The 18,726-nt window shown below is 73.8% G+C and carries 18 protein-coding genes; 12 read left to right on the forward strand and 6 right to left on the reverse strand.

Going from position 1 to position 18,726, the window contains the following annotated elements:
* The first annotated feature begins 203 nt into the window (after positions 1-203).
* Entirely contained in the window at positions 204-1,391 is a 1,188-nt protein-coding gene (gene nadA, locus RM779_RS16060) for a quinolinate synthase NadA (RefSeq protein WP_311618377.1), read from the forward strand.
* A 34-nt stretch (positions 1,392-1,425) separates the two neighbouring features.
* On the forward strand, positions 1,426-2,277 hold the full coding sequence (locus tag RM779_RS16065; protein ID WP_311618378.1) for a GNAT family N-acetyltransferase: 852 nt from the start codon (positions 1,426-1,428) through the stop codon (positions 2,275-2,277).
* Positions 2,278-2,311: 34 nt separating this feature from the next.
* Here RM779_RS16065 and RM779_RS16070 read toward each other — a convergent pair whose 3' ends face one another.
* From RM779_RS16070 to RM779_RS16085, 4 genes are read right to left on the reverse strand one after another with little or no spacing between them, the layout of a single operon-like run.
* Entirely contained in the window at positions 2,312-2,995 is a 684-nt protein-coding gene (locus RM779_RS16070) for a response regulator transcription factor (protein WP_394813306.1), read from the reverse strand.
* Entirely contained in the window at positions 2,983-4,272 is a 1,290-nt protein-coding gene (locus RM779_RS16075; RefSeq protein WP_311618380.1) for a sensor histidine kinase, read from the reverse strand. Before RM779_RS16075 ends, RM779_RS16070 begins: the two co-directional genes overlap by 13 nt.
* A gap of 17 nt (positions 4,273-4,289) precedes the next feature.
* The gene (pspAA, locus tag RM779_RS16080; RefSeq protein WP_311618381.1) at positions 4,290-4,568 is read right to left on the reverse strand and encodes a PspA-associated protein PspAA; all 279 of its coding nucleotides are present in this window, start codon (positions 4,566-4,568) and stop codon (positions 4,290-4,292) included.
* 16 nt (positions 4,569-4,584) lie between these two features.
* Complete coding sequence (locus tag RM779_RS16085) at positions 4,585-5,367, reverse strand: PspA/IM30 family protein (RefSeq protein WP_077061911.1); 783 nt, start codon at positions 5,365-5,367, stop codon at positions 4,585-4,587.
* Between the two features lie 219 nt (positions 5,368-5,586).
* Here RM779_RS16085 and RM779_RS16090 point away from each other — a divergent pair, with 219 nt between their 5' ends.
* Together RM779_RS16090 and RM779_RS16095 are read left to right on the forward strand one after the other, a co-directional pair.
* Positions 5,587-6,177, forward strand: coding sequence for a DUF3043 domain-containing protein (locus RM779_RS16090; protein ID WP_311618382.1), 591 nt, complete (start codon positions 5,587-5,589; stop codon positions 6,175-6,177).
* Positions 6,178-6,307: 130 nt separating this feature from the next.
* On the forward strand, positions 6,308-7,369 hold the full coding sequence (locus RM779_RS16095) for a S1C family serine protease (protein ID WP_311618383.1): 1,062 nt from the start codon (positions 6,308-6,310) through the stop codon (positions 7,367-7,369).
* A gap of 27 nt (positions 7,370-7,396) precedes the next feature.
* Here the strand turns inward: RM779_RS16095 and RM779_RS16100 are convergent, their stop codons facing one another.
* Positions 7,397-7,606 carry a hypothetical protein gene (locus RM779_RS16100; protein WP_077061908.1) on the reverse strand — a complete coding sequence of 70 codons (210 nt, stop codon included), beginning with the start codon at positions 7,604-7,606 and terminating at the stop codon, positions 7,397-7,399.
* Between the two features lie 125 nt (positions 7,607-7,731).
* Between RM779_RS16100 and RM779_RS16105 the strand changes: the two genes are divergently transcribed.
* Both RM779_RS16105 and cobT read left to right on the forward strand, forming a co-directional pair.
* Complete coding sequence (locus RM779_RS16105; RefSeq protein ID WP_311618384.1) at positions 7,732-8,928, forward strand: bifunctional adenosylcobinamide kinase/adenosylcobinamide-phosphate guanylyltransferase; 1,197 nt, start codon at positions 7,732-7,734, stop codon at positions 8,926-8,928.
* Positions 8,929-8,961: 33 nt separating this feature from the next.
* Positions 8,962-10,110 carry a nicotinate-nucleotide--dimethylbenzimidazole phosphoribosyltransferase gene (cobT, locus tag RM779_RS16110; protein WP_311618385.1) on the forward strand — a complete coding sequence of 383 codons (1,149 nt, stop codon included), beginning with the start codon at positions 8,962-8,964 and terminating at the stop codon, positions 10,108-10,110.
* A gap of 7 nt (positions 10,111-10,117) precedes the next feature.
* On the opposite strand, the gene RM779_RS16115 is transcribed toward cobT, so the two are convergent.
* A complete protein-coding gene (locus RM779_RS16115; RefSeq protein ID WP_311618570.1) occupies positions 10,118-10,867 on the reverse strand; it encodes a hypothetical protein in 750 nt (249 codons plus the stop codon).
* Between the two features lie 34 nt (positions 10,868-10,901).
* Here RM779_RS16115 and RM779_RS16120 point away from each other — a divergent pair, with 34 nt between their 5' ends.
* The 6 genes from RM779_RS16120 to RM779_RS16145 all read left to right on the forward strand — a co-directional run bounded on the left by RM779_RS16120 (position 10,902) and on the right by RM779_RS16145 (position 18,721).
* Positions 10,902-11,750 (forward strand): adenosylcobinamide-GDP ribazoletransferase, encoded by an 849-nt coding sequence (locus RM779_RS16120; protein ID WP_311618386.1) that lies wholly within the window; start codon positions 10,902-10,904, stop codon positions 11,748-11,750.
* 88 nt (positions 11,751-11,838) lie between these two features.
* Positions 11,839-13,362: a leucyl aminopeptidase gene (locus RM779_RS16125; RefSeq protein WP_311618387.1), complete on the forward strand. Its 1,524-nt coding sequence runs from the start codon at positions 11,839-11,841 to the stop codon at positions 13,360-13,362.
* A 186-nt stretch (positions 13,363-13,548) separates the two neighbouring features.
* On the forward strand, positions 13,549-14,937 hold the full coding sequence (gene lpdA / locus RM779_RS16130) for a dihydrolipoyl dehydrogenase (protein WP_311618388.1): 1,389 nt from the start codon (positions 13,549-13,551) through the stop codon (positions 14,935-14,937).
* A 67-nt stretch (positions 14,938-15,004) separates the two neighbouring features.
* Positions 15,005-16,768: a 2-oxoglutarate dehydrogenase, E2 component, dihydrolipoamide succinyltransferase gene (sucB, locus tag RM779_RS16135; protein WP_311618389.1), complete on the forward strand. Its 1,764-nt coding sequence runs from the start codon at positions 15,005-15,007 to the stop codon at positions 16,766-16,768.
* 114 nt (positions 16,769-16,882) lie between these two features.
* Entirely contained in the window at positions 16,883-17,506 is a 624-nt protein-coding gene (locus RM779_RS16140; protein WP_077061901.1) for a GntR family transcriptional regulator, read from the forward strand.
* 243 nt (positions 17,507-17,749) lie between these two features.
* Positions 17,750-18,721 (forward strand): helix-turn-helix transcriptional regulator, encoded by a 972-nt coding sequence (locus tag RM779_RS16145; protein WP_311618390.1) that lies wholly within the window; start codon positions 17,750-17,752, stop codon positions 18,719-18,721.
* Positions 18,722-18,726 lie beyond the last annotated feature (5 nt).

The following is an 18,726-nucleotide window of genomic DNA, read 5'->3' on the forward strand; positions in this document are numbered from 1 at the left end:
AGTGCACCAACAGACGACGGCCCGGATTCATTCCGGGCGGGGCCGTCCTTTTCATTTCTCTCATGCTCGCACACCGGGCGGCGGGGCGGAATGCGTCACAGTGACGCAATGGGCATCGTCAAACTGACGCGAAGGAGTTATGATCCATTGTGTCAGTTCGACGAAAAGCCGTCGGAACAGCAACAGAAAGAAGGCTGAGTGCCGTGACCACCGCCCAGCCCCTGGACGTCACGCCGACCCCGCTGGCCCTCCTGCTGCTCGGACGCGCGTCCGACCCGTCGAGTGAACGCGGCGTGGACTGCCCCGGCGACCTCCCCTCCCCCTCCGACCCGGGACTCGTCGAACGGGCCCGCGCCGCCAGGGAACGGCTCGGTAGCCGCCTGTTCGTCCTCGGCCACCACTACCAGCGGGACGAGGTCATTCAGTTCGCGGACGTCACCGGCGACTCCTTCAAACTGGCGCGCGACGCCGCGGCCCGCCCCGAGGCCGAGTACATCGTCTTCTGCGGCGTCCACTTCATGGCCGAGTCGGCCGACATCCTCACCACCGACGCGCAAGCGGTGATCCTCCCCGACCTCGCCGCCGGCTGCTCCATGGCCGACATGGCCACCGCCGAGCAGGTCGCCGAGGCGTGGGACGTGCTCACGGAAGCGGGCGTGGCCCGGTCCACCGTTCCCGTGACCTACATGAACTCCTCGGCCGACATCAAGGCGTTCACCGGCAGGCACGGCGGCACCGTCTGCACCTCGTCCAACGCCGAACGCGCACTCACCTGGGCCTTCGCCCAGGCCGGGGAGGACGGCAAGGTCCTGTTCCTGCCCGACCAGCACCTCGGCCGCAACACCGCGGTGCGCGATCTCGGCCTCTCCCCCGACGACTGCGTCGTCTACAACCCGCACAAGCCGGGCGGCGGGCTGACCGCCGACCAGCTGCGGCGGGCCAGGATGATCCTGTGGCGGGGCCACTGCTCGGTGCACGGCCGCTTCTCGCTCGACTCCGTCGAGGAGGTCCGCGCCCGCATCCCCGGCGTCAACGTCCTCGTGCACCCCGAATGCCGCCACGAGGTCGTCGCCGCCGCGGACCACGTGGGCTCCACCGAACACATCATCCGCCTCCTCGACCGGGCCCCGGCCGGCTCCCGCTGGGCCGTCGGCACCGAGCTGAACCTCGTACGCCGCCTCGCCGCCCGCTACGCGCCCGAGGGCAAGGAGATCGTCTTCCTCGACCGCACCGTCTGCTTCTGCTCCACCATGAACCGCATCGACCTGCCGCACCTGGTGTGGGCGCTGGAATCGCTGGCCGACGGCAAGGTCGTCAACCGCATCCAGGTCGACCAGGACACCGAGCACTTCGCGCGGCTCGCCCTTGACCGGATGCTTGCGCTGCCGTAGCCCGCACTCCGCCGGCCGCGCCACGATGGGTGCCATGCTCCTGCGCCGGGTACGCGACAACCGAGCCGATGCCGAGGCCGTCCGCGCGGTGGCCACCGCCGCCTTCGGGCCCGGCGCACACGACGAACGGCGGCGGGTCGGCTTCCTGCGCAGGGTCAGGCACCTGGCGGCCACCGACCCGAACGGCTGCTGGCTCGCCGAGGACGACGCGGGCCGCCCGCTCGGCGCCGTGCTCGCCGGGCTGCGGGAAAACCTGTGGGGGCTCTCGCTGCTTGCCGTGCTGCCGCAGGCGCAGGGCAAGGGCGTGGGCGGCGAGCTGATGCGCCGGGCGGTGGCCCACGGCCGCGGCACGCTGCGCGGCATGATCTGCGCCACCCCGCACCCGGCCGCGCCCCGCGTCTGCCGCGCCGCCGGATTCAGCCTGCACCCCACGATGCGGCTGACGGGCACGGTCGACGCCGCCCGGCTGACGGCGCCGGACGGCCCGGCCATCGAGGGCGGGGCGGCGCACCGCGACCTGATGGACTCCGTGGACCGCAGGGTGCGCGGCGCCGCCCACGGCCCCGACCACGGCGAACTGCTCCTGCACTGCCGGGTCGTCGTCGCCGACGACCTCGCGGGCAGCGGCTACTGCTACCTCGACGACGGCGGCCGCGTCGAACTGCTCGCCGCCACCTCGCGCCGAATCGCCGTCCGGCTGCTCACCTCGGCCCTGCTCAGCCTTCCGGCCGGCGCGGACACCGCCGTGCGGCACCTGACGGCCGGGCAGGAGTGGGCCGTGGACGTGGGCCTGGCCGCCGGCCTCGAACTGGCCGCGGACGGCTACCTGTGCCTGCGCGGCATGCGCCCGCCCGCGCCCTACCTGCCCTCCGTCGCGTACCTGTGACCGGCGCGCCTGCGACCGGCGCACGCACCGGCGGTCAGCCGGTGCGCGGGCGCACCAGGCCGGTCTCGTAGGCGGTCACCACCAGCTGCGCGCGGTCCCGGGCCGACAGCTTGGTCAGCAGCCGGTTGATGTGGGTCTTGACCGTCAGCGGGCTGACCGACAGCCGCCCGGCGATCTCGTCGTTCGACAGCCCGCCGGCCACCTCGACCAGCACCTGCCGCTCCCGCGCGGTCAGCACCCGGAGCACCGAGTCGTCCAGGCCGACGCCCTCGCGCTCCCCCGCCTCGGCGACGAACCGCGCGATCAGCCCCCGCGTCGCGGACGGCGAGAGCAGCGCCTCCCCCGCCGCCGCCAGCCGTATGGCCGCCAGCAGCTCCGCCGGCTCCGCGCCCTTGCCCAGGAACCCGGACGCGCCCGCCCGCACCGCCTCCACGACGTAGTCGTCCGATTCGAACGTGGTGAGCATCACGACCTTCACGTCGGCGAGGCCGGGGTCGGCGCCGATCTCCCGCGTCGCGGCGAGGCCGTCCACGCCCGGCATCCTGATGTCCATGAGCACCACGTCGGCACCCGACTCGCGGATCACCGCGAGCGCCTCCGCCCCGTCGGACGCCTCGCCCGTGACCGTCATCCCCGGATCGGAGTCGACCAGCACCCGGAACGCGCTGCGCAGCAGCGCCTGGTCGTCGGCCAGCACCACACGGATCACACGCACCATCCCCTGACGTGCTCGATCGCGGGCTCCTCCGGCCGCGGTGGCTGGAGCGGCAGGGTCACCCGCACCCGGAACCCGCCGTCCGACCGGGGGCCCGCCTCGCACGTGCCGCTGAGCGCGGCGGCCCGTTCGCGCATCCCGGTCAGGCCGTGGCCGCTGCCGGGAGTGCCGTTGCGCGGCTCCGGCACGCCGGGCCCGTCGTCGTCGACGGTGATGTCGAGCGCCGCGTCCGCGGCCTTCCCCTCGCGAACGATGCGGACCCGGGCGCCGGCCCCGGGTCCCGCGTGCTTGTGCACGTTGGTCAGCGCCTCCTGGACCACCCGGTAGGCGGCCAGGTCGACGGCGGACGGCAGCGGCCCGGCCGCCGCGGGGGCGTCCACGGTCACCGCCATCCCGGCCCTGGTGAAGCCGTCCACCAGATCCTGGAGAACGCCGAGGCCGCGCGCCGGCTCGGTCGGGGCGATCGGCTCGTCCCGGTGGCGCAGCAGGCCCACGGTGGTCTGAAGCTCGCCCAGCGCCCTGCGGCTGGCCTCGCGGATGTGCCCCAGCGCCTCCTTGGCCTGGTCCGGGCGGCTGTCCATCACGTGCGAGGCGACGCCGGCCTGCACGTTGACCAGCGCGATGTGGTGGGCGACGACGTCGTGCAGCTCACGTGCGATCCGCATGCGCTCCTCCGCGACCCTGCGGTGCGCCTCCTCCTCGCGGGTGCGCTCGGCCCGCTCGGCCCGTTCCCTGATGGCGTCCAGCGCGGCACGGCGGCTGCGCGCCGCCTCGCCGGAGGCGGCGGCCAGCGCCGTCCAGGCGAAGACGCCCAGGTTCTCCGAGTCGTACCAGGGCTGGGCGCCCAGCATCATCGACGTCGGCGTGAACACCGCGGCGGTGACCAGGCCCGCCCGCCAGGTGGTGGACCTGTCGGTGCTCACCGCCACCGTGAACAGCGCCACCACCACGACGATCAGGAACGACACGTGCCGCTCCTGCGGCGAGTGGGAGGACGTGCCGAGGATCAGCTCGATCAGGGACAGGCCGCCCAGGAGGGACAGCACCGTCATCGGGTACCTGCGGCGCTGCACCAGCACGGCGCAGGCCAGCACGGTCATCAGCAGCGTGTGCAACGGCAGCTCGCGCTTGCCGAAGCCGGGTCCGCCGTCGGGCGGGCGCGCCACCGTGACCGAGGCGCACAACACGGCGCACAGCACGACGACGGCCAGCACGGCGTCGAACGCGAGAGGGTGGGCACGCAGCCACTGAACGGCGCGGGCAGGCTGTCGAGGAGTCACGGCCTTGCGGCTTCGTCTCAGTCCGGAATGAGCCCGTCTTCGGTGAGCATCGTGCGCACCTCGTCCATGGACGCCTCGGGGGCGGGGAGGATCAGCTCCGAGGGTTCGAGCGAGTCGTCCGGGAGCGGGGTGCCCATCGTCCTGACGGCTTCGAGCAGGGCGCCGAGCGTGCGGCGGAAGCCGTCGCCGTCCCCCGACTCCAGCTCGGCCATCAACTCGTCGTCGAGCGCGTTGAGAGTGGGGAAGTGACTGTCGTCCAGCTTCACCTGCCCCTCCCCCATGATCCGCACGATCACGATGCCCTCCAGAGAATCACTGCTTGTCGAACTTGGGGGATTCCTGCTGCTCCGGCTGTGCCCCCGCGGTGTTGCCGCCCTCCAGGGCCTGCCGTCCCGCGGAGCTGCCGCCGGCCAGCTCGGCCTTCATCCGCTCCAGCTCGAACTCTACGTCCGCGTTGCCGGAAATGCGGTCCAGCTCCGCGGTGAGATCGTCCTTCGAGGCGCCCGTCGGGTCGTCCAGGGCACCGGAGGCCAGCAGCTCGTCGATGGCACCGGCGCGGGCCTGGAGCTGGGCCGTCTTGTCCTCGGCCCGCTGGATGGCCATGCCGACATCGCCCATCTCCTCGGAGATGCCGGAGAACGCCTCGCCGATGCGGGTCTGCGCCTGGGCGGCCGTGTAGGTCGCCTTGATCGTCTCCTTGCGGGTGCGGAACGCGTCGACCTTCGCCTGGAGCCGCTGGGCCGCCAGGGTGAGCTTGTCCTCCTCGGACTGGAGCGTCGCGTGCTGCTGCTGGAGGTCGCTGACCTGCTGCTGCAGCGACGACCGCCGGGTCAGCGCCTCGCGGGCCAGGTCCTCCCGGCCCAGGGCCAGCGCCTTCTTGCCCTGCTCCTCCAGCTTGCCGGACTGGCCGTTCAGCTGGTTGAGCTGAAGCTCCAGGCGCTTGCGGGACGTCGCGACGTCGGCGACGCCGCGCCGGACCTTCTGCAACAGCTCCAGCTGCTTCTGGTACGAGTAGTCCAGCGTCTCGCGCGGGTCCTCGGCCCGGTCCAGGGCCTTGTTGGCTTTCGCGCGGAAGATCATCCCCATCCGCTTCATGACACCGCTCATGGGCTTCGCGCGCCCCCTTCATGACGGGCTCGAACCTCTGACCAAACTGCTGCTGATCCCCTACTACCCTACGGGGCCTGTATCCATTAGCGCACTGCTCGTCCCCGAATGACTCCTCCCCGAGGACGATCACGCGCCACGGGTCCTCCCGCCTGAGGAGTAGCCGCACCCGTTGGGGTCGGCGCGTTGAGACCGTACTCTTGTGGCGTGTTCCGAAGCCGTTCGAAAGTAGACTCCGCCGCCGAGCCGTCGGCGGAGCAGCCCCATGTCCGTGACCCGCAGGCGCCGAAAGGCCGCCCCACGCCCAAGCGCAGCGAGGCGGAGGCGCTGCGCCGCGCCGTCGTCAAGCCGGCGACGAACCGCAAGGAGGCGGCCAGGCGGGCCAAGGAGGCGAGGAAGACCGCGCTGTCCAAGCAGCGGGAGGCCCTGCTCTCCGGCGACGAGCGGCACCTGCCCGCCCGCGACCGCGGTCCCCTGCGGCGCTTCACGCGTGACTTCGTGGACGCCAAGTGGCACGTGGCGGAGTTCTTCCTGCCGATCGCGGTGCTCATCCTCGTGCTGAGCATGATGCCGTCGCTCCAGCTGCGGAACATCGCGCTGCTGCTGTGGCTCGCGGTCATCCTCATGATCGTCGCCGACTCGGTTCTGCTGACCCGGCGCCTGAAGAAGCAGCTGCGGGCCCGCTTCCCCGACGAGAGCCTGCGCGGCACCTCGGCGTACGCGCTGATGCGCACCATGCAGATGCGCCGCATGCGCCTGCCGAAACCCCAGATCAAGCGCGGCGAAGTCCCCCGTTAGGTCTCCGCCGGGCCGTGACCGGACGGTCTGCGCCGGCCCGGCCGCCGGGGCGCCGCGGCGGCGGTAGCTCGCCCGGAACGGCGTAGTGGTGTTCCCGGGCCGTGGTCGGTGCCGCGGACACAATGCGGCTATGGCCCTCACTGCCCCGCCCCTGCCCCGGTCCGGTGCCGCGCTGCTCTGCGCGGGGGCGCTGCTCGCCGCGGGCGGCGCCTGCACCTCGGCATCCGACCCGGACCGGACGCCCGCCGGACGCGCCTCCCGCGCGCCGGCCCCCACCGTCTCGGACGCGCTCCAGGAGCGGTACGAGGAGGTGGTGACCGACGTGCTGCCCTCGGTGGTGCAGATCACCACGCCCGACGGCCAGGGCTCGGGGGTCGTCTACGACGACGAGGGCCACATCGTGACCAACGCGCACGTCGTGGGGCGCGAGCGCACGTTCGATGTACTGCTGGCCACCGGGCAGGAGCCGGAACGGGCCGAGCTGGTGGCGTCCTACCCCGAGCAGGACCTCGCGGTCGTCGCGCTGAACGACGTGCCGGACCAGCTGCGCCCCGCGACGTTCGGCGACTCCTCGCGCGTGGCGGTCGGGCAGATCGTCCTGGCCATGGGCAACCCGCTCGGCCTGTCCTCCAGCGTCACGCAGGGCATCGTCTCGGCCGTGGGCCGTTCCGTCAGCGAGGGCGAGGGGCAGGCGACGCTCGGGAACATGGTGCAGACCTCGGCCGCGATCAATCCGGGCAACAGCGGCGGCGCGCTGGTCAACCTCTCCGGGCACGTCGTCGGCATCCCCACGCTGGCCGCCCGCGACCCGGGGCTCGGGGGCGGGCAGGCGCCCGGGATCGGCTTCGCGATCCCCGCCTCGACGGTGATCTTCCTGGCCGACCAGATGATCGAGCACGGCCGCGTCGTCGACTCGGGGCGCGCCGCGCTCGGCGTCTCGGTGCGCACGGTGCTCGGCGACGGCTTCCAGCCCGCGGGCGCGGCGATCGTGACCGCCGAGGAGGACGGCCCGGCCGGCCGCGCGGGGCTGCGGCCCGGCGACGTGGTGGTGCGGGTCGGCGACGACGAGGTCACCGACGTCGTCTCGCTGGCCGAGGCGCTGGCCGGGCACCGGCCGGGCGAGAAGGTGGAGGTCACCTACGAGCGCAACGGCGAACGGCGCACCGCGGAGGTCGCGCTCGGCGAGGCGTGAGGGGGTCCGGGCGGGGGTTGAGCCGGCTCAGCCCTCGGCGCCGTGGAGGCTCATCGGCCCGTAGATCTTCACGCCGTCCTCGAACAGCGAGACCTGGTCGATGCCCTCGGCCAGCAGTTCTGGCCACAGTTCGCCGATCCAGGACTCGGCATCGCCCTGGGTACCGAAGTCGCCGGGGGCCGCGGTCGGCTCGGCCGCCGTGCCGTCCGCCTTTTCGAACCGCCACTCCCACGCCATGCGAAGCCTCCGCTTCCTGACCGACTGTTGGATCGCCCGACTGCCTGATCGCAGACTAAATCACGGCCGGCGCTCCCAGCGCACCACCGCGCGCGTGACCGGGCGCGGGGCGAGAGGATCGGGGCATGCACGTCACTCTGCTCGGCACGGGCGCCCCGGCCGGGCTTCCGCGCCCCGGCTGTTCCTGCGCCGCCTGCGCCCGTGCGCTCGGGGACGAGGTCCGCACCGCGACCGCCGTGCTGGTCGACGGCGTGCTGCTGCTCGACCTCACGCCGGGCCTCGCGCTGTCCGCCGCGCGGGCCGGGCAGTCCCTCCACGGCGTACGGCAGGTCCTGCTCAGCCACCCGCACGAAGGGCCCGCGCTCGAACTGCCGCGGGAGCTGCCGGTCCCGGTACGGCTGCCGGACGGCCGCGAGTTGACGCTGCTCGACGGGCACCGGGTGCGGGCGCTCGCGGTGGACGGCCCCGGCACCGGCTATGCGGTCACCGGGCCGGGCGGCGGGCGGCTGCTGTACCTGCCGCCCGGGGCCGGCCCGGCCGGTGAATTCGCGGGGCCCGCGTACGACCTGTGCCTGCTCGACGTGGTGGGCAGGCCCGATGCCCTGGCCCGGCTGCGCGGCGCGGGGGCCGCGGCGCTCACGACCGACGTGGTGGCCGTGCACCTGGACCACGACGTCCAGCCGGGCGCGGAACTGCGCCGCCGGCTGGCCGCGCTGGGGGCGCGCACCGAACCGGACGGCGCTACCCTCACCGCCGGTGACTACCGGCGGATTCCCGATGTGCCCCGGCGCACGCTGGTACTCGGGGGCGCGCGTTCCGGAAAGTCCGCCGAGGCGGAGCGCAGGCTCGCGGCGTTCCCCGAGGTGATGTACGTCGCCACCGGCGGCAGGCGCGGGGACGATCCGGAGTGGACGGCGCGGGTCACGGCGCACCGCGAACGCCGCCCGCCGGGCTGGACCACCGTCGAAACCTGCGATCTGGTCCCGCTGCTCGCTCGCGCGGAGGGGCCGCCGCTGCTGATCGACTGCCTCGCGCTGTGGCTGACCGACGCGATGGACGCGGCGGGCGCCTGGGAGACGGAACGGTGGGCGGACGGCGGGGCGCGCGAACTCGCGGCACGTACCGCCGCGCTGGTCGCGGCGGTACGCGGCACGCAGCGCACGGTGGTCCTGGTGAGCAACGAGACCGGCTCCGGCATCGTCCCCGCCACCGCGTCAGGACGCCTCTTCCGCGACGAACTCGGCCGCCTCAACGCGGCGGTGGCCGCCGAGTGCGAGCACGTGCTGCTGACCGTGGCGGGCACCGCGCTGCCACTGCGCTGAACGCCCGGGTGACCGGACGGTAGTCTCGTGCGCATGAGTGACGGCGGTCTCAACCTCGACGACTTCGGCGACCTCATCGAGCGCCCGAGTGTCCGGCTGCGGCGCAAGGCGGAGGAGCGGCGCACCCGTACCGGCCTGCCGCCCAAGGCACTTGGGCGGCTGGACACGATCGGCGCCTGGCTGGCCGCCGCGCAGGGACACGTGCCGGTCACGCCGGTCGCCCGGCCCCGGGCCATCCTGTTCGCCGGCGACCACGGCGTCGCCTCGCTCGGCGTCTCCGCCCGCCCGGCCGGCGGCACCGCCGCCCTGGTGCGCGCCGTGCTGGACGGCGGCAGCCCGGCGGCCGTGCTCGCCCGGCACGCCGGGGTCCCGCTGCGCGTCGTGGACCTCTCCCTCGACTGCCCGCCCGAGGAGCTGCCCGAGGAGGTGACCCGTCACCGGGTGCGCCGCGGCTCCGGACGCCTGGACATCGAGGACGCGCTCACCGCCGAGGAGGCCGAGCAGGCGTTCCGCGCGGGCATGGCCGTCGCGGACGAGGAGGCCGACGCGGGCACCGATCTGCTGGTGCTCGGCGACCTGTCGGTCGGCGGCACCACGGCCGCCGGGGTGCTGATCGCGGCGATGTGCGGCACCGACGCCTCGGTGGTCACCGGGCGCGGCGGCGTGCGCATCGACGACCTGGCCTGGATGCGCAAGTGCGCGGCGATCCGCGACGGGCTGCGCCGCGCCCGCCCGGTGCTCGGCGACCAGCTCAAGCTGCTCGCGGCCGTCGGCGGCGCCGATCTGACCGCGATGACGGGCTTCCTGCTCCAGTGCGCCGTACGCCGCACGCCGGTCATCCTGGACGGCGTCGTCTCGGCGGCCTGCGCGCTGGTGGCGCAGCGGATCGCGTTCCGCGCCCCGGACTGGTGGCTGGCCGGGCAGGCGAGCGGGGAGCCGGGCCAGGCCAAGGCCCTGGACCGGATGGCGCTCGAACCGCTGCTCGACCACGGGGTCACCGTCGGGGAGGGTTCGGGCGCGCTGCTCGCCCTGCCGCTGGTGCTCGCGGCCGGGGCGCTGGCCGCCGAGCTGCCCGAACGGCCCGAACGGCCCGACGAGGACGCGGCGGAGGCGGCGGGGGCGGCAGAGGCCGCCGAGTCCGAGTCGGCGGACCATTCCGCCGCGGTGGCCGAGGCGACCTGACGGGCGCTCACTCCTTGCCCGTGCTGCGCGGGATGCCGCCCACGACCTGCTGCACCCACCGGCGGACCCGGCCCCACCTGGCGTCGTGCGCCCGCGCGCGGCGTTCGGCGCGCGCCGCGGTGCGCGGCAGGCGCCGGTAGCAGCGCCGAGCCCAGAGCGAGCCGGGTCTGGCCAGCCGCAGCGCGCCGGTCAGCGCCGCCAGCGGCACCAGCACCCCGACGACGGCGAGCCTGATCTTGCCCTTGACGAGGGTGATCAGCACGAAGACCAGGTTGATCAGGACGGTGGCGATCGCGCTGCCGCGGGTGAGGCGTTCCTCGGGGCCGACGTCGTCCACACCGAGCGGGGTGAAGCCGGTCAGCAGCATGGTGGCCAGCGCCGCCGTCAGCACCACGGCCTCGACGCTGCGGCGGCCCTGGTCCGACCAGTACACGTCGTGCAGGTAGAGGATCAGCGCGAACTCGTCGAGCACCAGGCCGGTGCCGATGCCGAACACGACGGCCGTCGCCCCGGCGGCCCAGCCGCGCCCGCCCGCCGCCAGGCCACCGAAGCCGCCCACGGTCATCAGCACCACGCCGGGCACGGCGTGGTGCACGTGCGCCCCGCCCGCCGACACGTCGTGGAACGGCCCGCGCCCGGCACGGATCAGCCGGGTCACCGCGCGGGTCACCAGAAAGGTGCAGATGAACGCCGCCAGGGCCAGCAGCAGCGGCAGCTTTCCCGGTTCGACGATGTTGCGTTCCCACCAGCACTCCATGGCATCCCAGCGTCTGGCGCTACGCTGCCGGACGATGAACGCCACGCCGCCACCGCCCCCGCACCCCCCGGGTGCGCCTCCGCCACCCGGGAACGCCGCGCCCGCCGACGGTCTTCGCTTCGCGTTCGGCACGCTCACCGTGCTGCCGGTGCGCGTGCCGCGCTGGGACCGGGCCGCGGCCAGATCCGGCATGCTGTGCGCGCCGCTGGCGGGCCTGGCGATCGGCCTCGCCGCCGGCGGCGTCTCGTGGGCGTTCCTGGCCCTGGAGACCGGCTGGCTGCTGACGGCCGTGCTCACCGTGACGACGATGGCGGCGCTCAGCCGCGGGCTGCACCTGGACGGGCTCGCCGACACCGCGGACGGCCTCGGCAGTGGGAAGCCCGCCGCCGAGGCGCTGGACGTCATGCGGCGGTCCGACATCGGCCCGTTCGGCGTCATCGCCCTGGTCTGCACGCTGCTCGCGCAGATCGCGGCGCTCTACGAGCTGTACGGGCACGGCCGCGGCTACGCCGTGACGGCCGTGGTGCTGGCCGGTCTCGTCTCGCGCACCGCGCTGACGTGGGCCTGCCGCAGCGGCGTGCCCGCGGCGCGGCCGGACGGCCTGGGCGCGGTGGTGGCCGGGTCGGTGCCGCGCGGCACCGCGGCGGCGGTCGCGGGCGCGGTGGCGCTGGCGGCGGCCGTCGCGGGCGGCCTGGCCGGCGAGCCGACCGCGGCGGGCGCGGTGGTGGGCGTGTGCGCGGTGGTGCTCGCGCTGAGCGCGGCGGAGCTGCTGGTGCAGCACTGCCGGCGGCGGTTCGGCGGTGTCACCGGCGACGTTCTCGGCGCGGTCGCCGAGGGCGCCGCCGCGGTGACGCTCCTGGTGCTGACGGTGGGCGGCACCTGAACGGGGGCGCGGCGTAGTCTTCTGCCGGATTGCCGCGGCGCCGGCCGGCCCACGACGAAACGACACAGACAGAACGGAATATCTGACCGTGACTGCACTGACCCTCAGCAACCTCCCCGCGACCACGGTGCCCGCGGACGCCGTGGTCATCGGCGTCGCCAAGGGCGAGTCCGGGCCCGTCCTGCCGGCGGGGTCGCCCGCCGCGGCGGCGGCCGACGAGGCACTCGGCGGCACCCTGGCCGCCACCCTGACCACGCTCCGGGCCAAGGGGACCGAGGACGAGATCACCCGGCTGCCCGCCCCCGCGGGCTGGGCGGTGCCGCTGGTGGTGGCGGTGGGTCTGGGCCCCGAGCCCACGGACGGCTACCGCCCCGAGGCGCTGCGGCGCGCGGCGGGTGCCGCGGCCCGCGCGCTGACCGGCTCCGAGCACGCCACGTTCGCGCTGCCCGCCGACGACGCGGAGTCGATCGGGGCCGTGGCGGAGGGGGCGCTGCTGGGGGCGTACACGTTCACGGCGTTCCGCGGCCGGGCCAACGTCACACCGGCCGGTGCCGCGCTGGCCCGCATCACGGTGCTCGACGCCGACGCGGGCGACGAGGAGCACGCCGAGGCGGCGGAGCGCGCGCTGGTGGTGGCCGAGGAGGTCGCGCGGGCCAGGGACCTGATCAACACCCCGCCCAACGCGCTGTCCCCGGCCGACTTCGCCGCCGTGGTCGAGGCCGCGGCGCCCGAGTACGGCGTGACGGCCGAGATCATGGACGAACTGGCGCTGAAGGACGGCGGCTACGGCGGGATCATGGGCGTCGGGCAGGGCTCCGCGACCCCGCCGCGGCTGGTGCGCGTCACCTACACGCACCCGTCCGCCGCGGCGACGCTCGCGCTGGTCGGCAAGGGCATCACCTACGACTCCGGCGGCCTCTCGCTGAAGCCGGTGGGGCACAACGAGACGATGAAGTGCGACATGAGCGGGGCCGCCGCGGTCTTCTCCGCGGTGGTGGCCGCCGCGCGCCTTGGCCTTGAGGTGAACGTGACCGGCTGGCTGGCGCTGGCCGAGAACATGCCCTCGGGCGGTGCGGTGCGCCCCGGCGACGTGCTGACCATGTACAGCGGCAAGACCGTCGAGGTGCTGAACACCGACGCCGAGGGCCGGCTGGTGATGGCGGACGCGCTGGCCCGCGCCTGCGAGGAGTCGCCGGACGCGCTGGTGGACGTGGCGACGCTGACCGGCGCGATGGTGCTGGCGCTCGGCAAGCGCACGTTCGGGGTGCTGAGCGAGGACGACGCGTTCCGGGAGCTGCTGCACGAGACCGCGGGGCAGGCCGGTGAGCAGTCCTGGCCGATGCCGATGCCTCCGGAGCTGGCGGAGGGCCTGAAGTCGCCGGTCGCGGACCTGGCGAACGTGGGCGAGCGGATGGGCGGCGGCCTGTCCGCGGGTCTTTTCCTGAAGGAGTTCGTGGCCGAGGGCACCCGGTGGGCGCACCTGGACATCGCCGGGCCCGCGTTCCACGAGGGCGCGCCCTACGGCTACACCCCCAAGGGCGGCACGGGTTCCGCGGTGCGGACCCTGATCCGGCTGGCCGAACGGATCGCGGACGGTGAGCTGGCCCCGTGACCTGGGGGTCGGCCCCGGAGATCCGGCCCGGCGCGGCAGCGTGCGAAGATGGGTTTCCGGCAGGACAGGGCCGGGCTCAACCACCAAGGCGAGCCACACACGGGCCGCGACCAGCGGCTCACACAGGACCGTCGGCCGGTCACCGTCGACCGGCCCGCGGCGAATCCATCCTTGGAGGAACGTGACGTGGCGAACGACGCCAGCACCGTTTTCGACCTAGTGATCCTCGGTGGCGGCAGCGGTGGTTACGCCGCGGCCCTGCGTGCCTCGCAGCTGGGCCTGGACGTCGCCCTGATCGAGAAGAACAAGCTGGGCGGCACCTGTCTGCACAACGGCTGCATCCCCACCAAGGCGCTGCTGCACGCCGGGGAGATCGCCGACGCGGCGCGCGAGGGCGCCGAGTTCGGCGTGAAGGCCACCTTCGACGGCATCGACATGGCGGGGGTGCACAAGTACAAGGACGGGGTGGTCTCCGGCCTGTACAAGGGGCTCCAGGGCCTGGTGGCCTCCCGCAAGATCACCTACGTGGAGGGCGAGGGCCGGCTGTCCTCGCCGACGTCCGTCGACGTGAACGGCCGGCGGTACGAGGGCCGCCACGTGCTCCTCGCGACGGGTTCCGTGCCCCGGTCGCTGCCCGGCCTGACGATCGACGGCGACCGGGTCATCTCCTCGGACCACGCGCTGGTCCTCGACCGGGTGCCGAAGTCCGCCATCGTGCTGGGCGGCGGCGTCATCGGCGTCGAGTTCGCCTCCGCGTGGAAGTCCTTCGGGGCCGACGTCACCATCGTGGAGGGGCTGCCGCACCTGGTGCCCGCCGAGGACGAGAACAGCTCCAAGCTGCTGGAGCGGGCCTTCCGCAAGCGCGGCATAAAGTTCAACCTCGGTACCTTCTTCAAGTCCGTGGAGTACACGTCCGACGGGGTGGCCGTCACCCTGGCGGACGGCAAGACCTTCGAGGCGGAGCTGCTGCTCGTCGCGATCGGCCGCGGCCCGGTGTCCCAGGGCCTGGGGTACGAGGAGGCCGGGGTGGCGATGGACCGCGGCTTCGTGCTGGTCGACGAGTTCTGCCGGACCAACGTGCCGACCGTCTCGGCCGTCGGGGACCTGATCCCGACGCTCCAGCTCGCCCACGTCGGTTTCGCCGAGGGCATCCTGGTGGCCGAGCGCCTGGCGGGCCTCTCGCCGGTGCCGATCGACTACGACGGGGTGCCGCGGGTCACCTATTGCCACCCGGAGGTCGCCTCCGTCGGCGTCAGCGAGGCCAGGGCCAAGGAGCTGTACGGCGCCGACCAGGTGGTCACTCTCAAGTACAACCTCGCGGGCAACGGCAAGAGCAAGATCCTGAAGACTGCGGGCGAGATCAAGCTCGTACGGGTCAGGGACGGCGCGGTCGTCGGCGTGCACATGGTCGGGGACCGGCTCGGCGAGCAGGTCGGCGAGGCGCAGCTGATCTACAACTGGGAGGCGCTGCCCGCGGAGGTGGCGCAGCTCATCCACGCGCACCCGACGCAGAACGAGGCGCTGGGCGAGGCTCATCTCGCCCTGGCCGGCAAACCACTGCATTCCCACGACTGACCCGGCCGCGTTATCACCAGAGCGCGCAGTAATCATTTGCCACTTTTCGTAAGGAGCAACAGAAACCATGGCGGTTTCCGTAACCCTTCCGGCGCTCGGCGAGAGCGTGACCGAGGGCACCGTCACCCGCTGGCTGAAGGCCGAAGGTGAGCATGTGGAGGCCGACGAGCCGCTGCTCGAGGTCTCCACCGACAAGGTCGACACCGAAATCCCCGCGCCCGCCGCCGGAGTCCTGTCGTCCATCAAGGTGGCCGAGGACGAGACCGTCGAGGTGGGCGCAGAGCTTGCGGTCATCGACGACGGTTCCGGCGCCCCCGCGGCCGAGCCGGCGCCGGCCGCCGAGCCGGAGCAGGCCCCCGCACAGCAGCAGCCGCAGCAGGCCGAGCAGCCCACGCAGGCCGAGCCGGCGTCCGACCCGGCCGAGGGCGCGGCGCCGACCCCGGCCCCCGCGGCGCAGCAGGGCGGCGCGGCCGAGGGCACCGACGTGGTGCTGCCCGCGCTGGGCGAGTCCGTCACCGAGGGCACCGTCACCCGCTGGTTGAAGGAGGTCGGCGAGGAGGTCGACGCCGACGAGCCGCTGCTTGAGGTGTCCACCGACAAGGTCGACACCGAGATCCCCGCGCCCGTCGCGGGCACGCTGCTCGAAATCACCGTCGGCGAGGACGAGACGGCCGAGGTCGGCGGCAAGCTGGGCGTCATCGGCGCCGCCGGTGCCGCGCCCGCGGCACCGGAGCCGGCGCCCGCGCCGGCGCCCGCGAAGGAGCCCGAGCCGGCGCCCGCGCCCGCGCAGGCCCCGAAGCCGGAGCCGGCGCCCGCCGCCCAGGCCCCCGCCCAGGCCCCCGCGCCGGCGCCCAAGCCGGAGCCGAAGGCCCAGCCGCAGGCTGCCCCGGCGCCCGCCCCCGCCACGGACGGCGCCTACGTCACCCCGCTGGTGCGCAAGCTGGCCGGTGAGAACGGCGTGGACCTGAGCACGGTCAAGGGCTCGGGCATCGGCGGCCGGATTCGCAAGCAGGACGTGCTGGCGGCGGCCGAGGCCGCCAAGGCCGCGGCGGCGGCCCCGGCCGCACCGGCGGCCCAGGCGAAGGCCGCGGCCCCGGCCGCTCCTTCGCCGCTGCGCGGCCAGACGGTGAAGATGCCGCGCATCCGCAAGCTCATCGGCGAGAACATGATGAAGGCGCTGCACAACCAGGCGCAGCTGTCCTCTGTCGTCGAGGTCGACGTCACCCGCGTCATGCGGCTGCGGGCGCGCGCCAAGGAGTCGTTCCTCGCGCGCGAGGGCGTCAAGCTCTCCCCGATGCCGTTCTTCGTGAAGGCCGCCGCCGAGGCGCTGAAGGTCCACCCGGTCATCAACGCCAAGATCAACGATGACGGGACCATCACGTACCACGACGTGGAGAACGTGGGCATCGCGGTGGACTCGGAGAAGGGTCTGATGGTCCCGGTCATCAAGGGGGCCGGCGACCTGAGCCTGGCGGGCATCGCCAAGAAGACGGCGGAGCTGGCCGGGAAGGTCCGTCAGGGCGGGCTGGCGCCGGACGACATGTCCGGCGGCACGTTCACGATCAGCAACACGGGGTCGCGCGGCGCGCTGTTCGACACCATCATCGTGAACTACCCGCAGGTCGCGGAGCTGGGCATCGGCGCCACCGTCCGCCGCCCCGTCGTCGTGAACCACCCGGATCTCGGCGAGACCATCGCCATCAGGGACATGGCCTACCTGACCCTGTCCTACGACCACCAGCTGGTGGACGGCGCGGACGCCGCCCGGTACCTGACGGCCGTCAAGGAGCGTCTGGAAGCGGGCGAGTTCGAGGGCGAACTCGGCCTGTAGCACGGTCGGCCGCCACCGGCCGGCGCCACAACAGAAACCGGCCGCGCCCCCCCCGGACCCTCCGGGCGGGGCGCGGCCTGTTGGGGCCGCCACGCGGCCCGATAGGAGGGTGAGATGAGTCCGCCCGTCGTCCACTCGCTGCGCCAGCAGATCCGCGAGCACATCCTGGAGGGGATCGTCTCGGGGCGCTGGCAGCCGGGCGAACGGATCGTGGAGCGGCGGATCGCGGTCGAACTCGACGTCAGCCAGACGCCGGTCCGTGAGGCGCTGCGCGAGCTGGAAGCGCTGCGGCTGATCGAATCGGCGCCGAACAAGGGCGTCCGGGTCCGGGCGCTGAGCGCCGCCGATCTGGAGGAGATCTACCCCGTGCGGGCCGGTCTGGAGCAGATCGCGGCCGAGCTGGCCGCGGCCCGGCTGGCCGCCGACGTGTCGGCGCTGGTGCCCGAGGTGGCGGCGTTGCAGCGGGCCGACCGGCTCGGGGACGCGGAGGCGCAGGTGGGGCACACGGTGGCCTTCCACCGCGAGCTGGTGAAGGCATCGGGCAACAGCGTGCTGCTGCACACCTGGGAGGCACTGGGCATCGAGGTGTGGACCGCGCTGTCGATCCGCTGGCTCGGTACGAGGCAGCGGTCGTACGCGGAGGAGCACCAGGAGCTGATCGACGCCTTCCTGCGCCGTGATCCGCACATCGGGCAGCTCGTGAAGGAGCACGTCCTGAACTGTGCACCGCGTGCCTGAACGCGGCGATTCGCCGGGAATCTCCCCGGCCTCCGCTGGCACGGGATGCCAATTTCGCCGATTCGCAAAGAATTTCCCCGGAAAGCTTTGATCGATCATCGATCAGGGGCATACAGTTCCCGGGAAAGCGAGCCGCGCCGCCAAGCTCCTGTCCTGCCCAGTGGCGCGGCTCTCGCCCGCAGGACCGGGTCCCGATTGTCGCGCCAACGCACGGGGCCCGGCCCTCACGGTCATCATGGTGCCATGCGAGCTGCCCGCCTGATCAAGATGGTTCTGCTGCTCCAGGCGCGGCGGACGATGACGGCCGCCGAGCTGGCCGGTGAGCTGGAGGTGTCCGAGCGCACCGTCGCCCGCGACGTGCTGGCCCTCGCCGAGGCCGGAGTCCCCGTCTACGCCGACCGCGGCCGTGCCGGCGGTTACCGGCTGATCGGCGGCTACCGCACCAGGCTGACCGGCCTCGGCCGCAGCGAGGCCGAAGCCCTCTTTCTCTCCGGAGTGCCCACCGCGCTGCGCGACATGGGGCTGGCCGACGCCGCGTCCGCCGCCCGCCTGAAGGTGTCCGCGGCCCTCCAGCCGGAGCTTCGCTCCGCACACGACAGCGCCGCGCAGCGCTTCCACCTCGACGCCCCCGGCTGGTGGCAGCCGCCGGAGACGCCGGACCTGCTGCCCGCCGTCGCCGACGCGGTCTGGGACGACCTGCTGCTCGCCGTCCGCTACCGCCGCGGCGACGGCACGGAGGTCGACCGCCGGCTCGAACCGTACGGCCTGGTACTCAAGGCCGGCACCTGGTACCTGGCGGCCCGCCCGCCCGGCGGCGGCCACCGGGTCTACCGCGTCGACCGGTTCGCCGCGGCCGAGCCGGCGGGCACCCGCTTCGAACGGGACGAGACGTTCGACCTGTCCGCCTTCTGGTCCGAACGGTCCGCGGCCTTCGCCCGTTCGATCCTGCACGAGGAGGTCCTGCTGCGCCTGACCCGGGACGGGGCGCGGGCCCTGCGGTACGTCACGGACCGGGCGGCGGCCGATGAGGCGCTGGCCGCCGCCGCGGACCCGGACGGGCAGGGCCGGATCACCGTGACCCTGCCCGTCGAATCCGCGGACGTCGCCTACACGCAGTTCCTCGCCCTGGGCCCGGAGTGCGAGGTCCTCGCCCCGCCAGGACTGCGCGCACGCATGGCGCGGGCGGCGGAGCGGACCGCGGACCAGTACCGGTGAGGAAC

Source organism: Streptomyces johnsoniae (genome assembly GCF_031845565.1).
GTDB classification, from domain to species: domain Bacteria; phylum Actinomycetota; class Actinomycetes; order Streptomycetales; family Streptomycetaceae; genus Streptomyces; species Streptomyces johnsoniae.

Coding starts and splice junctions, on each gene's coding strand:
- RM779_RS16065 (WP_311618378.1), top strand. CDS start 1,426: ATGCTCCTGCGCCGGGTACGCGACAACCGAGCCGATGCCGAGGCCGTC.
- RM779_RS16070 (WP_394813306.1), bottom strand. CDS start 2,995: ATGGTGCGTGTGATCCGTGTGGTGCTGGCCGACGACCAGGCGCTGCTG.
- RM779_RS16085 (WP_077061911.1), bottom strand. CDS start 5,367: ATGAAGCGGATGGGGATGATCTTCCGCGCGAAAGCCAACAAGGCCCTG.
- RM779_RS16095 (WP_311618383.1), top strand. CDS start 6,308: ATGGCCCTCACTGCCCCGCCCCTGCCCCGGTCCGGTGCCGCGCTGCTC.
- RM779_RS16100 (WP_077061908.1), bottom strand. CDS start 7,606: ATGGCGTGGGAGTGGCGGTTCGAAAAGGCGGACGGCACGGCGGCCGAG.
- RM779_RS16105 (WP_311618384.1), top strand. CDS start 7,732: ATGCACGTCACTCTGCTCGGCACGGGCGCCCCGGCCGGGCTTCCGCGC.
- cobT (WP_311618385.1), top strand. CDS start 8,962: ATGAGTGACGGCGGTCTCAACCTCGACGACTTCGGCGACCTCATCGAG.
- RM779_RS16115 (WP_311618570.1), bottom strand. CDS start 10,867: ATGGAGTGCTGGTGGGAACGCAACATCGTCGAACCGGGAAAGCTGCCG.
- RM779_RS16120 (WP_311618386.1), top strand. CDS start 10,902: ATGAACGCCACGCCGCCACCGCCCCCGCACCCCCCGGGTGCGCCTCCG.
- sucB (WP_311618389.1), top strand. CDS start 15,005: ATGGCGGTTTCCGTAACCCTTCCGGCGCTCGGCGAGAGCGTGACCGAG.
- RM779_RS16140 (WP_077061901.1), top strand. CDS start 16,883: ATGAGTCCGCCCGTCGTCCACTCGCTGCGCCAGCAGATCCGCGAGCAC.
- RM779_RS16145 (WP_311618390.1), top strand. CDS start 17,750: ATGCGAGCTGCCCGCCTGATCAAGATGGTTCTGCTGCTCCAGGCGCGG.